This is a genomic window from Pseudomonas sp. GCM10022186 (genome assembly GCF_042656385.1).
GTDB lineage: Bacteria > Pseudomonadota > Gammaproteobacteria > Pseudomonadales > Pseudomonadaceae > Metapseudomonas.
On sequence record NZ_JBHSOU010000002.1, the window covers coordinates 20,211 to 35,695 of the forward strand.

Consider the following 15,485-nt stretch of genomic DNA (forward strand, 5'->3'; position numbering starts at 1 on the left):
CCGGCGTCAACCCCTCTAACGTACGACTTTAAGCCAATCTCCTGGCTTCGGCTCGCCGATTGGATACAAATTATTCAGTAATCGGATACGATTTTCCAGATCAGATTGGGACCCCGGTAATTTGCTCTCCCGCGCCAGGCTGGCGACGGTCTGGCCGGGCTTCGTCTGGACCAGATGCAGGCGCAGCGGCTGGGCCAGCGCCTGCTCTTCCTTCTTCATGGGGCGGAAACTTCTGATCACAGCAAGGAAATTATTGTCCTGGGTTTCCAGGGACGCACGATTGCGGATCGCTCCGACGAAAAGGTAGGCCTTGTCGTCCTTGTAGAGCACCGCAATGCGCCGTGCCGGAGCTCCGGGCAGCACGGCGGTGGCGCCTTGCAGACCGGCCTGCTGCAGCGATTCCTCCATGGCCAGGCGCTGCCCGCCGGCCTTCTTGCGCAGATAGTCCGCCGGGGCGAGGTCGGGCTTGCGCCCGTCCAGGCTCATGGCGATAAAGGCCTGCTGGTCGGCGCTGTGGATGATCACCGCGTCGGGGCGGTTGACCAGGCCCCAGCCATCCGGGAAATGCAGGGTGAAATCCAGCCCGGCATGGTAGAAATCCTGGCCGCGACGCACGCCGGTTTCCGCCGAATCGCCAAAGGGCAGGCCCTCCAGATGCTTGAGAAAGGCTTCCCGATTGACCACCTGATTGCCGCCGGCCAGGGCCTTGGCCGGACCGACCACCTGCTGCAGGCGGCGGTCATTGTCCGGGTGGGTATCGAACAGGCCGTGATAACCCGAAGGCGGCTCCGCCTGCCCTTTGCGCCGGGCCTGGTCGCGGGCGAAATCTTCCTGGTTCTTCAGCACCTTGACCACCTCGATCATGGCCTGCGGGTCGTAGCCGCTGCGCTCCAGGTATTGGGCACCCAGGCCGTCGGCCTCCAGCTCCATGTCGCGACCGTAGCCGCGCACGAAGGCGGTTCCCAGCACATTGGTCAGGTCTCCGGCGGCGCCGACACCGGTGCCGATGGCCACCGCCTGGCCGAGGATGTTCCAGGCAGTGGACTGGCTCTGCTGCTGCACGCTGTGGCGCGCGGTGACATGCCCCACTTCGTGCCCCAGCACCGCGGCGAGTTCGGCCTCGGAATTCAGGTAGGCCAGCAGGCCGCGGTGGATATAGATGTAGCCGCCCGGCAGGGCGAAGGCATTGATGTCCGGCGAATCCACCACGGTGAACTGGTAGGGGATATTGCTGCGATGGCTATGAATGGCGACCCGCTGCCCCACCTGCTGGACATAGGCCTGGAGCTTCTCGTCCGCGTAGCGCGGATTCTGCTTGGCGATCTCCTGGTTGTAGCGGCGACCAAGATCGAGCTCCTGCTTTTCGCTCATCATCACGAAGTTGGTGCGCCCGGTGGCCGGATTGACCGCGCAACCGGCCAGCAGGGAAGGCGCCAGCAGCAGCGCCAGACTGAGCGCGGACCATTTCATCGAAGTACCTCGAGCATTGCGTGATGGGTCAGCGGGAGCATCCAGCGGGATTTCCCAGTATTTACGCCGCGCCCTTGCGCGCGGTCAATCACCCAGCCCCGAGCCTCCACGCGCCGCCCCACCAGGCGCTCCAGGAAGGCGGCATCGAACTGGCGCAGCCGTTTCGGCTCGACCCGCAGCACCAGCGGCCCGTCCAGCTGCAACCAGAGCCCACCGCGATTGCGCTCGACCCGGGTCACCCGCCCCTGCACCAGCGCGAAACCGGCCTGGCGCAACTGCCAGGGCGCCCGCTGGGGCGGCCTGCCCCAGAGACCGCGACCGGCCCGCCGGGCCTCGCGCTCGGCGGCTGCATGGCAGTCGCCCAGGGCGGCGTTGGGCGCGATGACGACGTGAAACCCCAGGCCGTCGGCAAGCAGGGCCTCTTCCAGATTGCGCCCGCGATCGTCGTAGAGATGCGCCAGGGTGCGGCCGTACCTGTCCTTAGGCTCGCGGCCGGGTCGCAACCCGACACGCCCGCCACTGGACTGCACCAGTTGCTGGAGGCGCTGACGCGCCGCCACGGCGTAGGGTTCGGCCGACCGGCCCTTGCGTGCAAGCTCGGGCGCATTCAGACCGATCAGGCGAACGCTTCGGCCATCGACCAGACGCAATGTGTCGCCGTCGACGACGTTTCGGACCTTGAAGGCAGGAAGATCACCCGGAACCGGGCAGGCGGCCTGAAGGGAGAAACTCAGGACCAGAAAAAAGAAAAAGGCGCCTGCTGGAGGCGCCTTTCTTGTCAGCGGGGACCTGGCCATTTGGCCTTCCCGGGCCGTTCGGGCTCTTACTTGGAGCCGAACACGCCGAAACGCTGCTTGAAGCGATCGATACGGCCGCCGGTGTCCAGGACCTTCTGCTTGCCGGTGTAGAACGGGTGGCACTCGGAGCACACGTCGAGGCTGATGTTCTTGCCGAGGGTGGAGCGGGTCTTGATGACGTTGCCGCAGCTGCAGGTAGCTTCGATCGCGACGTACTCGGGATGGATTTCCGGTTTCATTGCATGATCCTCAGGTCTGGCGTGCCGCCACCCGACCCTATGTCGAGCACCGCACGGAAACAGGCGGCGGATGATACCAGAGTGATGGGGCGTTGCAACCCGCCGGCCGCGCCGGCTGTCGCGCGGCGGCATGCTAAGATCGCGCCTTTTCCGAAGGGATCGCCAGCGTGCCCGACGCCCCCATCCTGCGCCTCGCCCTGCCCTCGCCCCTGCGCCGCCTGTTCGACTACCGCGCACCGGCTGGCGTACCCCGCGCCGCGCTGCAGCCAGGGGTGCGCCTGCGGGTACCCTTCGGCCGCCGCGAGATCATCGGCGTACTGGTGGAGCTGGCCGACCGCAGCGAGGTGCCGGCGGACAAACTCAAGCCCGCCCTGGAGCTGCTGGACAGCCGTCCACCGCTGCCACCCACGCTGTTCAAGCTGTGCCTGTGGACGGCGCAGTACTACCAGCACAGCCTGGGCGATACCCTGAGCTGGGCCCTGCCGGTGCTGCTGCGTCAGGGCGAGCCGGCAGAGGCGCGGCAGGAGCGTTACTGGCACGCCGCCCCTGGCGCCAGCCTCGACGACCCGCGCCTGGCCCGCGCCCCGCGCCAGCGCCAGGCCCTGGCCACCCTGGCGCAGCATCCCCATGGCGTGCCCCACCAGCTCCTCGGCCAGTTGCAACTGAACAAGGACAGCCTCGACATTCTCCTGGACAAGGGCCTGGCCCGGATCGAGGTGCGCCGCCAGGTATCCAGCCAGCGCCACGGCCCGCTGCTGGCCCAGCCGGAGCTACCGCTGAACCCGGAACAGCGCGCAGCCTTCGATGCGGTGCACGCGTCCTTCGGCGGTTTCAACGCCCTGCTCCTGGCCGGCGTCACCGGCAGCGGCAAGACCGAGGTCTACCTGCAGCTGATCCGCCAGACCCTCGAGGCCGGCAAGCAGGCCCTGGTACTGATCCCCGAGATCAACCTCGGCCCCCAGACCCTGGAGCGTTTCTCCCGCCGCTTCAACGCACGGATCGCCCTGCTGCACTCGGCGGTGAACGATCGCGACCGCCTGGATGCCTGGCTGGCCGCCCGCGATGGCGAGGCCGACATCGTCATCGGCACCCGCTCGGCACTCTTCACCCCGCTGAAGAATCCCGGCCTGATCATCATCGACGAAGAGCACGACGCCTCCTATAAACAGCAGGAAGGCCTGCGCTACCACGCCCGCGACCTGGCCCTGGTACGCGCCCGCCAGGAGAACATCCCGATCCTGCTGGGCTCGGCCACGCCCTCCCTGGAAAGCCTGCAGAACGCCCATGCCGGCCGCTACGGCCTGCTGCGCCTGACCCAGCGCGCCGGCGGCGCCCGGCAGCCACGCTTCCTGCGGCTGGATGTGAAAAGCCTGCCGCTGGACTCCGGTATATCCATGCCACTGCAGCAGGCCATCGCCCAGACCCTGGCCTCCGGCCAGCAGGTACTGGTGTTCCTCAACCGCCGCGGCTTCGCGCCGACCCTGCTGTGTCACGACTGCGGCTGGATCAGCCAGTGCCCGCGCTGCGACGCGCGCATGACCCTGCACCAGCGCTACAACGAACTGCGTTGCCACCACTGCGGCCACACCCAGCGCCAGCCGGCCTGCTGCCCCGATTGCGGACGGGTCGACCTGCGCCCCGTGGGCGCCGGCACCGAGCGCGCCGAAGAGCGCCTGGCGATCCTCTTCCCGAAGACGCAGGTACTGCGCATCGATCGCGACAGCACCTCGCGCAAGGACGCCATAGACAAGCTGTTCGCCACCATCCAGCGCGGCGAGCCCTGCATCCTGGTGGGCACCCAGATGCTCGCCAAGGGGCACCACTTCCCGCGGGTCACCCTGGTGGCCATCCTCGATGCCGATGGCGGCCTGTTCTCCGCCGACTTCCGCGCCAGCGAACGCATGGCCCAGCTCATCGTCCAGGTCGCCGGGCGCGCCGGACGCGCCGAGGAACCGGGCCGGGTGATCATCCAGACCCATCTCGCCGAGCACCCGTTGCTGGTGCAGCTCACCGAACAGGGCTACTTCGCCTTTGCCGAACAGGCCCTCTCCGAGCGCCGCGCCGCCGGCCTGCCGCCCTTCGCCCACCTCGCCCTGCTGCGCGCCGAGGCCCACAAGCCGGGCCAGGCGGAGGCATTCCTCGACAGCGCCTGCGCCGAAGCCGAGCAGCAGTTGGCCGAAATGGGCGTCGACGGAGTCGAACTGCTGGGCCCGGTGCCCGCCCCCATGGAACGCCGCGCCGGCCGTTACCGTGCGCAGTTGTTGCTGCAGGCCAGCGCCCGGGCGCCGCTGCACCGCCTGCTGACACCCTGGAGCCAGGCCCTGGAACAGTTGCCCGGAGGCCGCGCGGTGCGCTGGTCGCTGGATATCGACCCCATCGATCTGTTTTAGGTGGAGCTTCCGACCATCCACCGCTTAAAACTTGAAGCTGCAGCCGCAGGCCGCCGATAATGCACAGTTTTCAACCAGCGCCAGCCCTCTGCGGGGCGGCCGGAAGAGCAGAAGATGAAAGACACCATTCGCCACCTGATCCAGCAAGCCCTGACCCGTCTCGCCAGCGAGGGCGTGCTGCCCGAGGGCCTCAGCCCGGCCATCCAGGTGGAGAACACCAAGGACAAGAGCCACGGCGACTTCGCCAGCAACATCGCCATGATGCTGGCCAAGCCCGCCGGCATGAAGCCGCGCGACCTGGCCGAGAAGCTCATCGCAGCCCTGCCCCAGGACGATCAGGTGGCCAAGGTGGAGATCGCCGGCCCCGGCTTCCTCAACTTCTTCCAGAACACCCAGGCCCTGGCCCAGCGCCTGGAAGCCGCCCTGGCCGACGCTCATCTCGGCGTACGCAAGAACGGCCCGCAGCAGCGCGTGGTCATCGACCTGTCGGCGCCGAACCTGGCCAAGGAAATGCACGTCGGCCACCTGCGTTCCACCATCATCGGTGACGGCGTGGCGCGGGTCCTCGAGTTCCTCGGCGACACCGTGATCCGCCAGAACCACGTCGGCGACTGGGGCACCCAGTTCGGCATGCTGCTGGCCTACATGCAGGAGCAGCCGGTGGGCAGCGATGCCGAGCTGTCGGACCTGGAATCCTTCTACCGCGCCGCCAAGAAGCGCTTCGACGAATCCCCCGAGTTCGCCGACCGCGCCCGCGAACTGGTGGTCAAGCTGCAGGCCGGCGACCCGGATTGCCTGAGCCTGTGGAACCGCTTCAACGACATTTCCCTGAGCCACTGCCAGGCCGTCTACGACCGCCTGGGCGTGAAGCTCAGCATGGCCGACGTGAAGGGCGAGAGCGCCTACAACGACGACCTGCCCCAGGTGGTCGCGGACCTGCGCGCCAAGGGCCTGCTCACCGAGAGCGACGGTGCCCTCTGCGTGTTCATGGACGAGTTCAAGAATGCCGAAGGCAACCCGCTGCCGCTGATCGTGCAGAAGGCCGGTGGCGGCTACCTCTACGCCACCACCGACCTCGCCGCCACCCGCTACCGCAGCGGTGTGCTCAAGGCCGACCGCGCGCTGTATTTCGTCGACCAGCGCCAGGCCCTGCACTTCCAGATGGTCTTCGCCTGCGCCCGGCTGGCCGGTTTCGTGCCCAACGACTTCGAGATGGAACACATGGGCTTCGGCACCATGAACGGCGCCGACGGCCGCCCCTTCAAGACCCGCGACGGCGGCACCGTGAAGCTGGTCGACCTGCTGGACGAAGCCGAGCAGCGCGCCTACGAGCTGGTCAAGGCCAAGAACCCCGAACTGGACGAGGCCGAGCTGCGCCGGATCGCCCGTGCCGTGGGCATCGGCGCGGTGAAGTACGCCGACCTGTCCAAGCACCGCACCAGCGACTACAGCTTCAACTTCGAACTGATGCTGAGCTTCGAGGGCAACACCGCGCCCTATCTGCTCTACGCCTACACCCGTGTGGCCAGCGTGTTCCGCAAGCTGGGCAAGGACTTCAGCGAAGTGGACGGGCAGATCCAACTGGTGGCCGAGCAGGAACAGGCCCTGGCCGCCAAGCTGGCGCAGTTCGCCGACACCCTGGGCAATGTCGCCGAGAAGGGCGTGCCGCACATCCTCTGTGCCTACCTCTATGACCTGGCCGGCCTGTTCTCCAGCTTCTACGAGAACTGCCCGATTCTCACCGCCGAGGACCCGGCCACCCAGCAAAGCCGCCTGCGCCTCGCCGCGCTGACCGGCCGCACCCTCAAGCAGGGCCTGGAACTGCTTGGCCTGCAAACCCTGGAACGCATGTAACGGACTATGGCGAAAAAGAAACCTGCACCCAAGCGCGGGGCCAGCCGCTACCAGGCGCCGGCCAAGAAACCGGTGCCCGGCTGGGTCTGGCTGGCCATCGGCCTGGTCATCGGTGGCTTCGTGATGTTCCTGAACAAGCTCGAGCCCGGCCGCGACGAAGTCCGCCGCGCCAAACCCGAGCAGGCCGCAGCCGGCACCGCTGGCGGCGCCAGCAGCGGCAAGGCCGCCAATGAGACCGACAGCGCCGGCAAGGCCCAGCCCCAGGCCAAGCCCACGCCCTCATCCCAGGAGCCGGTGAAGCCGAAGTACGACTTCTACACCCTGCTGCCGGAATCGGAAGTCATAGTGCCTCCCGAAGCCGTGCCCAAGGCGCCCCCGCCTCCGCCCCCGCAGCAGAAACCGGTCACCCCGGAGGAAGCCGCGAAGATCGACGCCGCGCGAGCGCAAGCCGCCCTCAATGGCGAGACGCCGCCTCCGCCGCCGGTGGTCGCCAAGGCACCGGTCACCAACCAGTTCTTCCTCCAGGCCGGCTCCTTCCGCAAGCGCGACGACGCCGACCGCGTGCGTGCGCAGATCATCCTGCTCGGACAGAACGTCCAGGTGGAATCCGGCACCGTCCGCGAAGAAACCTGGTATCGCGTACTGGTCGGCCCCTTCGCCAACCGCGAGCAGCTCGCCTCGGCGCAGAAGCAGCTGGCAGGCAGCGGCTTCAGCAACCTGCTGTTACAGCAGCGGCAGAGCCGTTGAGCCGCTGGCAGGCCTTGTGCAGTTGAAAAGCTGGGCAAGGCCCCCCATCTGAGTTTCCATTCGGGCATTCCGCCCCGCTGCGTGGAGACTCTCCCCTTGACCACCATCGTTTCAGTCCGCCGCAATGGCAAAGTCGTCATGGGCGGCGACGGCCAGGTTTCCCTCGGCAATACCGTCATGAAGAGCAACGCCCGCAAGGTCCGTCGTCTCTACCACGGCCAGGTCCTTGCCGGCTTCGCCGGTGCCACCGCCGACGCCTTCACCCTGTTCGAACGCTTCGAAGGCCAGCTGGAAAAACACCAGGGCCATCTCGTCCGTGCCGCCGTCGAACTGGCCAAGGACTGGCGTACCGACCGCTCCCTGAGCCGCCTGGAAGCCATGCTCGCGGTAGCCAACAAGGATGCCTCGCTGATCATCACCGGCAACGGCGACGTGGTCGAACCCGAGCACGGCCTGATCGCCATGGGCTCCGGCGGCGGTTTCGCCCAGGCCGCCGCCCTGGCACTGCTGCAGCACACCGAGCTGTCCGCCCGCGAAGTGACCGAGACCGCCCTGAACATCGCCGGCTCCATCTGCGTGTTCACCAACCAGAACCTGACCATCGAGGAGCTGGACAGCGCCGAGTGAGGCCGCCGTCCCGCATTGGAGCACTTTTCATGTCCATGACGCCCCGCGAAATCGTCCACGAACTCAACCGCCACATCGTTGGCCAGGACGACGCCAAGCGCGCCGTCGCCATCGCCCTGCGCAACCGCTGGCGGCGCATGCAGCTGCCCGCCGAGCTGCGCGCCGAGGTGACGCCGAAGAACATCCTGATGATCGGTCCGACCGGCGTCGGCAAGACCGAAATCGCCCGTCGCCTGGCCAAGCTGGCCAACGCTCCCTTCATCAAGGTGGAAGCCACCAAGTTCACCGAAGTGGGCTATGTCGGCCGTGACGTCGAATCCATCATCCGCGACCTGGCCGATGCCGCCGTGAAGATGATGCGCGAGCAGGAGATGCACAAGGTGCGCTACCGCGCCGAAGATGCCGCCGAGGAACGCATCCTCGATGCCCTGCTGCCCCCCGCCCGCACCGGCTTCGGCGACGAGCAGCCGCGCGAGGATTCCAACACCCGCCAGCTGTTCCGCAAGCGCCTGCGCGAAGGCCAGCTGGACGACAAGGAAATCGACATCGAAGTGGCCGAATCCCCGGCCGGCGTGGAAATCATGGCCCCGCCCGGCATGGAGGAAATGACCAACCAGTTGCAGAACCTCTTCTCCAACCTCGGCAAGGGCAAGCGCAAGACCCGCAAGCTGAAGGTCAAGGAAGCCCTCAAGCTGGTGCGCGACGAAGAGGCCGCACGCCTGGTCAACGAGGAAGACCTCAAGGCCGCTGCCCTGGAAGCCGTGGAGCAGAACGGCATCGTCTTCATCGACGAGATCGACAAGATCGCCAAGCGCGGCAACGTCGGCGGCGCCGATGTGTCCCGCGAGGGCGTGCAGCGCGACCTGCTGCCGCTGATCGAGGGCTGCACCGTGAACACCAAGCTGGGCATGGTGAAGACCGACCACATCCTGTTCATCGCATCCGGCGCCTTCCACCTGTCCAAGCCCAGCGATCTGGTGCCGGAGCTGCAGGGCCGCCTGCCGATCCGCGTCGAGTTGAAAGCTCTCTCCCCCGAGGACTTCGAGCGCATCCTTACCGAGCCCCACGCTTCGCTGACCGAGCAGTACAGCGCCCTGCTGAAGGTCGAAGGCCTGAACATCGAGTTCGCCCAGGACGGCATCAAGCGACTGGCCGAGATCGCCTGGCAGGTCAACGAGAAGACCGAGAACATCGGTGCCCGCCGCCTGCATACCCTGCTCGAACGCCTGCTGGAGGAGGTCTCCTTCAGCGCCGGCGACCTGGCCGCGCAGCATGACGAGAAGCCGATCCGCATCGACGCCGCCTACGTCAACGGCCACCTCGCCGAACTGGCCCAGGACGAGGACCTGTCGCGCTACATCCTCTAAGAGCGCGAGCCGCTGGAGGCTGGAGGCTGGACGAAAAGTCGATCCGCGTTCAGCCTAGAGCCTCCAGCCTCAATTCGGCCTTTACGACCATGCGCATCCCCACCGCCATCAAACTGCACAAGGCCTCCAGGACCCTGGAGCTGGAATACGGCCCGGACGAGCGCTATCAGCTCAGTGCCGAATTCCTGCGCGTGCACTCCCCCTCCGCGGAGGTGCAGGGCCACGGCAAGCCCATCCTCCAGTACGGCAAGCTCAGGGTCGGCCTGACCCGCCTCGAGCCCGCCGGCAACTATGCCCTGAAATTGATCTTCGACGACGGCCACGACAGCGGTCTCTTCACCTGGGACTACCTCTATCAGCTCGCCACGCATCAGGAGGAGCTGTGGAGCGACTACCTGCAGGAGCTGGCGGCCGCCGGCCGTTCCCGCGACCCCGACGAGTCGGTGGTCAAGCTGATGCTCTGAAAAAGTGCGGGGCGCGCCCCATTCCGGCTCGCACCGCCCGAGGTTAGGGCGCTTTTTCTAAACCCGCGCGACATACTCCCGCTGCAGCGAACTCTCTGCGACCAACTTGCGCAAACTGACAAACTCGAGTAACCAAGTTCTGGCAGGGTCCATGCATTTGGCATCGCCAGATACAGAGAAATACGCGAAGTTCGCTTCGCCTTCCCGGTAACCCGAGCGAGTCAGCGCACTGTTGTGCCAGGGCGCTGTTCGACTCAGGACAATGGAGCGTCGTAGATGAGCAACAAGAACAATGAAGACCTGCAGTACCAGGCTTCGGACAACACCCTGAACCTCAACCCGGTGATAGGGATCCGCGGCAAGGACCTGCTGTCTTCAGCGCGGATGGTGCTGTTGCAAGCCATCAAGCAACCTTTCCACAGTGCAAAACACGTCGCCCATTTCAGCCTTGAACTGAAGGACGTACTGCTCGGCAAGTCCGGCCTGCAGCCCGAATCCGACGACCGCCGCTTCAACGACCCGGCCTGGAGCCAGAACCCGCTGTACAAACGCTACCTGCAGACCTACCTGGCCTGGCGCAAGGAGCTGCACAAGTGGATCGAAGAGAGCAACCTCTCGGCACAGGACACCAGCCGCGGCCACTTCGTCATCAACCTGATGACCGAAGCCATGGCGCCCACCAACAGCATGGCCAACCCGGCTGCGGTCAAGCGCTTCTTCGAAACCGGCGGCAAGAGCCTGCTTGACGGCCTCTCCCACCTGGCCAAGGACCTGGTCAACAATGGCGGTATGCCCAGCCAGGTGAACATGTCCGCCTTCGAGGTCGGCAAGAACCTCGCCACCACCGAAGGCGCGGTGGTGTTCCGCAACGACGTGCTGGAGCTGATCCAGTACAAGCCCATTACCGAGAGCGTGCACGAGCGCCCGCTGCTGGTGGTGCCGCCGCAGATCAACAAGTTCTATGTCTTCGACCTGTCGCCGGAGAAGAGCCTGGCGCGCTTCTGCCTGCGCAACGGCCTGCAGACCTTCATCGTCAGCTGGCGCAACCCGAACAAGGCCCAGCGCGAATGGGGGCTGTCGACCTACATCGACGCCCTCAAGCAGGCCATCGACGTCATCCTGAAGATCACCGGCGCCAAGGACCTCAACGTCCTCGGCGCCTGCTCCGGCGGCATCACCACCGTGGCCCTGCTCGGCCACTACAAGGCCATCGGCGAGCACAAGGTCAACGCCTTCACCCAGATGGTCAGCGTCCTCGACTTCAACCTCGACACCCAGGTAGCCCTGTTCGCCGACGAGCAGACCCTGGAAGCCGCCAAGCGCCGCTCCTACCAGGCCGGCGTGCTGGAGGGCAAGGACATGGCCAAGGTCTTCGCCTGGATGCGCCCCAACGACCTCATCTGGAACTACTGGGTCAACAACTACCTGCTGGGCAACGAGCCGCCGGTCTTCGACATCCTCTACTGGAACAACGACACCACGCGCCTGCCCGCCGCCCTCCACGGCGAGCTGGTGGAGATGTTCAAGACCAACCCGCTGACCCGCCCCAATGCCCTGGAAGTCTGCGGCACGCCCATCGACCTCAAGCAGGTCACCGCCGACTTCTACTGCGTGGCCGGCACCACCGACCACATCACCCCCTGGGAAGCCTGCTACCGCTCGGCGCGGCTGCTGGGCGGCAAATGCGAGTTCGTGCTGTCCAACAGCGGCCACATCCAGAGCATCCTCAACCCTCCCGGCAACCCCAAGGCGCGTTTCTCCACCAGCAGCGATATGCCGGCGGACCCCAAGGTCTGGCTGGAGAACGCCACCAAGCACGCCGACTCCTGGTGGCTGCACTGGCAGAAGTGGATAGCCGAACGCTCCGGCGAGATGAAAAAAGCCAGATTCACCCTGGGCAACAAGGCCTTCCCGGCCGGTGAAGCGTCGCCCGGCACCTACGTGCACGAGCGATGAGAGATTGCGCCCTGCGCACCACTGCCCACGGCACCAGGACGTGCCTTGCGCACCGCCGGCAATCACCGGCGGTGCTATCCAGGCTCAGCCTGGCGGATACCGGGGAGGCCGGGGAGGCCCTCCTCCGGCCTTCAAAACAATAGGGCCCTGCGCATGCCGCTACCATTCGTCTTCAGAACCATCGAGCTGGACGGCCAGACCATCCGCACCGCGGTGCGACCCGGCCAGTCGCACATGACGCCCTTGCTGATCTTCAATGGCATCGGCGCCAACCTCGAGCTGGTATTCCCCTTCGTCCAGGCGCTGGACCCTGACCTGGAGGTGATCGCCTTCGACGTGCCAGGTGTCGGCGGCTCCTCGACCCCGAGCATGCCCTACCGCTTCTGCGGCCTGGCCAAGCTGGCCGCACGCATGCTGGACTACCTGGACTACGGCCAGGTCAGCGCCATCGGCGTGTCCTGGGGCGGCGCCCTGGCCCAGCAGTTCGCCCACGATTATCCCGAGCGCTGCAAGAAGCTGATCCTCGCCGCCACCTCGGCCGGCGCCGTGATGGTGCCCGGCAAACCCAAGGTGCTCTGGCGCATGGCCAGCCCGCGGCGCTACATCCAGCCGTCCTATGGTGTCCACATAGCCCCGGACATCTATGGTGGCGCCTTCCGTCGCGACCCGAGCCTGGCCATGGCCCACGCCAGCAAAGTGCGCTCCTCCGGCAAGCTGGGCTACTACTGGCAACTGTTCGCCGGCCTCGGCTGGACCAGCATCCACTGGTTGCACCGCATCCGCCAGCCGACCCTGGTACTGGCCGGCGACGACGACCCGATCATCCCGCTGGTGAACATGCGCCTGCTGGCCTGGCGCATTCCGAACGCGGAACTTCACGTGATCGACGACGGTCACCTGTTTCTCGTGACCCGCGCCGAAACAGTGGCGCCGATCATCATGAAATTCCTCGCCGAGGAGCGACAACGTGCGGTGATCCACCCCCAGGCAGTGCCGCTGCGCAGCGGCTGAACGGCAGCCGCTCCCATGTGGGGCAGAGGCCAGGCGCCCGAACCAGACCAGTGCGCCGTGTCATCAACTTGAATTCTGCCCGCGATAGTCTGGAATGCACTTCGGGCTTCTGATGGTACAACCCTTGCTGTAGACCTCCTGAACCACGGACCGAATACGGAGCGCTGCCCCAATGCGAGAAAAACAAATCCCGGGCACCTTGCCGGCACCTGCCGCCTTCATGAACGCGCAAAGCGCCATCGTCGGCCTGCGCGGCAAGGATCTGTTTTCCACGGTACGCAACCTGGCGCTGCAGGGACTGCGGCATCCGGTGCACAGCGCACGACACGTGCTCGCCTTCGGCGGCCAGGTCGGCCGCGTCCTGCTCGGCGACACCCTGCACCAGCCCAACCCGCAGGACAGCCGTTTCGCCGACCCCTCCTGGCAGCACAACCCCTTCTACCGCCGCGGCCTGCAGGTCTACCTCGCCTGGCAGCGGCAGCTCAGCGCCTGGATCGATGAAAGCGACCTCAGCGACGACGACCGCGCTCGCGCACGTTTCGTCCTGGCCCAGCTGAGCGACGCACTGGCGCCCACCAACAGCCTGCTCAACCCGCTTGCGGTGAAGGAGCTGTTCAACACTGGCGGGCTCAGCCTGGTCAAGGGCCTCGGCCACCTGCTGGACGACCTGCTGCACAACGACGGCATGCCCAGCCAGGTCAGCAAGCACGCCTTCGAGATCGGCCGCAACCTGGCCACCACCCCCGGCGCAGTGGTCTTCCGCAACGAGCTGCTGGAGCTGATCCAGTACAAGCCGATGAGCGAGAAACAGTACCTGCGCCCGCTGCTGGTGGTGCCACCGCAGATCAACAAGTACTACATATTCGACCTCAGCCATGACAAGAGCTTCGTCCAGTACGCCCTGAAGAACGGCCTGCAGGTGTTCATGGTGAGTTGGCGCAACCCCGATGCGCGCCACCGCGAGTGGGGTCTCTCCACTTACGTGCAAGCCCTGGAGGAAGCCTTCGAGGTCTGCCGCGCAATCACCGGCAGCAAGGAAGTCAACCTGGTCGGCGCCTGCGCCGGCGGCCTCACCAACGCCGCACTGCAGGGCCACCTGCAGGCGCGCCGGCAGCTGCGCAAGGTCAGCAGCGCCACCTACCTGGTCAGCCTGCTGGATAGCCAGGTGGACAGCCCCGCCGCGCTCTTCGCCGACGAGCAGACCCTGGAAGCCGCCAAGCGCCGCTCCTACCAGGCCGGCGTGCTGGACGGCAAGGCCATGGCCAAGGTCTTCGCCTGGATGCGCCCCAACGACCTGGTGTGGAACTACTTCGTCAACAACTACCTGCTGGGTCGCGAACCCCCGGCCTTCGATATCCTCTACTGGAACAACGACAACACCCGCCTGCCCGCTGCGCTGCACGGCGACATGCTGGACTTCTTCAAGCACAACCCGCTGACCCGCAGCGGCGGCCTGGAGATCTGCGGCACCCCGATCGACCTGCAGAAGGTCAACGTGGACAGTTTCAGCGTGGCCGGCATCAACGATCACATCACGCCCTGGGACGCCGTCTACCGCTCCGCCCTGCTACTGGGTGGCGACAGCCGCTTCGTGCTGTCCAACAGCGGCCACATCCAGAGCATTCTCAACCCGCCGGGCAACCCCAAGGCCAACTACTACGAGAACGGCAAGCTCAGCTCCGACCCGCGCGCCTGGTACTACGATGCCCGGCACGTGCAGGGCAGTTGGTGGCCGCAGTGGCTGGGCTGGGTCCAGGAGCGTTCCGGCGAGCAACGGGAAACCATCATGGCCCTGGGCAACCAGGACTATCCGCCGATGGAAGCCGCGCCTGGAACCTATGTGCACGTGCGCTGAACCCTCCACGAGCCGGCCGGGCGAGCGCCCGGCCGGCTCATCAACCCGCTACGCAACGCCTGGCAAGACACCTGGATGAAGACCCGCGACCGCATCCTCGAATGCGCCCTCGATCTGTTCAACCGCAATGGCGAACCCAACGTCACCACCCTGGAAATCGCCACCGAACTGGGCATCAGCCCCGGTAACCTCTACTACCACTTCCACGGCAAGGAGCCGCTGGTGATGGTGCTGTTCGAGCGCTTCCAGGAAGAACTGGCGCCCCTGCTCGACCCGCCGGCCGAAGCGCGACTGGATGCCGAAGACTACTGGCTGTTCCTGCACCTGATCGTCGAACGCCTGGCCAAGTACCGCTTCCTCTTCCAGGACCTGTCCAACCTCGCCGGGCGCCTGCCGAAGCTGGCCCGCGGCATACGCAGCTGGCTCAACCACCTCAAGCGTACCCTGGCCGCCCTGCTGGCCCGCCTCAAGGCGGAGCGCCAGTTGGTCAGCGATACCGAAGCCCTCGGCCAACTGGTGGAGCAGATCACCCTGACTCTGCTGTTTTCCCTCGACTACCAGCGGGTGCTGGGCAGCGGCGGTGAAATCCGCCTGGTGGTCTACCAGGTGATGATGCTGGTCGCGCCGCACCTGCGCCCCGGCCCGCGGCACGCCGCGGAGAGCCTGGCCAGGCGTTATCTGGACGCCTGAAACGCAAACGCCCGGCGA

At 66.2% G+C, this 15,485-nt stretch carries 13 protein-coding genes; 10 read left to right on the top strand and 3 right to left on the bottom strand.

Translation table 11 applies throughout. The annotated features are described in order from the left end of the window. Positions 1-15 precede the first annotated feature (15 nt). The 3 genes from ACFPU0_RS00860 to rpmE are packed head-to-tail and all read right to left on the bottom strand — an operon-like array spanning position 16 to position 2,506. Complete coding sequence (locus ACFPU0_RS00860) at positions 16-1,470, bottom strand: M48 family metalloprotease (protein WP_377690906.1); 1,455 nt, start codon at positions 1,468-1,470, stop codon at positions 16-18. After that, positions 1,467-2,267 (bottom strand): thermonuclease family protein, encoded by an 801-nt coding sequence (locus ACFPU0_RS00865; RefSeq protein ID WP_377690907.1) that lies wholly within the window; start codon positions 2,265-2,267, stop codon positions 1,467-1,469. Before ACFPU0_RS00865 ends, ACFPU0_RS00860 begins: the two co-directional genes overlap by 4 nt. A gap of 26 nt (positions 2,268-2,293) precedes the next feature. Continuing rightward, positions 2,294-2,506, bottom strand: coding sequence for a 50S ribosomal protein L31 (gene rpmE, locus ACFPU0_RS00870; RefSeq protein WP_271409551.1), 213 nt, complete (start codon positions 2,504-2,506; stop codon positions 2,294-2,296). Positions 2,507-2,673: 167 nt separating this feature from the next. Between rpmE and ACFPU0_RS00875 the strand changes: the two genes are divergently transcribed. The 10 genes from ACFPU0_RS00875 to ACFPU0_RS00920 all read left to right on the top strand — a co-directional run bounded on the left by ACFPU0_RS00875 (position 2,674) and on the right by ACFPU0_RS00920 (position 15,467). Further along, positions 2,674-4,896: a primosomal protein N' gene (locus ACFPU0_RS00875; protein WP_377690908.1), complete on the top strand. Its 2,223-nt coding sequence runs from the start codon at positions 2,674-2,676 to the stop codon at positions 4,894-4,896. 114 nt (positions 4,897-5,010) lie between these two features. Continuing rightward, positions 5,011-6,750 carry an arginine--tRNA ligase gene (argS, locus tag ACFPU0_RS00880; protein WP_377690909.1) on the top strand — a complete coding sequence of 580 codons (1,740 nt, stop codon included), beginning with the start codon at positions 5,011-5,013 and terminating at the stop codon, positions 6,748-6,750. Positions 6,751-6,756: 6 nt separating this feature from the next. After that, positions 6,757-7,497 (top strand): SPOR domain-containing protein, encoded by a 741-nt coding sequence (locus tag ACFPU0_RS00885; RefSeq protein ID WP_377690910.1) that lies wholly within the window; start codon positions 6,757-6,759, stop codon positions 7,495-7,497. Positions 7,498-7,593: 96 nt separating this feature from the next. Next, on the top strand, positions 7,594-8,124 hold the full coding sequence (gene hslV, locus ACFPU0_RS00890; protein WP_280284976.1) for an ATP-dependent protease subunit HslV: 531 nt from the start codon (positions 7,594-7,596) through the stop codon (positions 8,122-8,124). A 29-nt stretch (positions 8,125-8,153) separates the two neighbouring features. Beyond that, entirely contained in the window at positions 8,154-9,491 is a 1,338-nt protein-coding gene (hslU, locus tag ACFPU0_RS00895; RefSeq protein WP_377690911.1) for an HslU--HslV peptidase ATPase subunit, read from the top strand. A gap of 89 nt (positions 9,492-9,580) precedes the next feature. Continuing rightward, positions 9,581-9,955: a gamma-butyrobetaine hydroxylase-like domain-containing protein gene (locus ACFPU0_RS00900; protein WP_377690912.1), complete on the top strand. Its 375-nt coding sequence runs from the start codon at positions 9,581-9,583 to the stop codon at positions 9,953-9,955. Between the two features lie 276 nt (positions 9,956-10,231). Then, positions 10,232-11,911 carry a class II poly(R)-hydroxyalkanoic acid synthase gene (phaC, locus tag ACFPU0_RS00905; RefSeq protein ID WP_377690913.1) on the top strand — a complete coding sequence of 560 codons (1,680 nt, stop codon included), beginning with the start codon at positions 10,232-10,234 and terminating at the stop codon, positions 11,909-11,911. A gap of 153 nt (positions 11,912-12,064) precedes the next feature. After that, positions 12,065-12,922 (top strand): poly(3-hydroxyalkanoate) depolymerase, encoded by an 858-nt coding sequence (gene phaZ, locus ACFPU0_RS00910; protein WP_377690914.1) that lies wholly within the window; start codon positions 12,065-12,067, stop codon positions 12,920-12,922. A 172-nt stretch (positions 12,923-13,094) separates the two neighbouring features. Next, a complete protein-coding gene (gene phaC / locus ACFPU0_RS00915) occupies positions 13,095-14,777 on the top strand; it encodes a class II poly(R)-hydroxyalkanoic acid synthase (protein ID WP_377690915.1) in 1,683 nt (560 codons plus the stop codon). Positions 14,778-14,852: 75 nt separating this feature from the next. Continuing rightward, positions 14,853-15,467: a TetR/AcrR family transcriptional regulator gene (locus ACFPU0_RS00920; RefSeq protein ID WP_377690916.1), complete on the top strand. Its 615-nt coding sequence runs from the start codon at positions 14,853-14,855 to the stop codon at positions 15,465-15,467. Positions 15,468-15,485 lie beyond the last annotated feature (18 nt).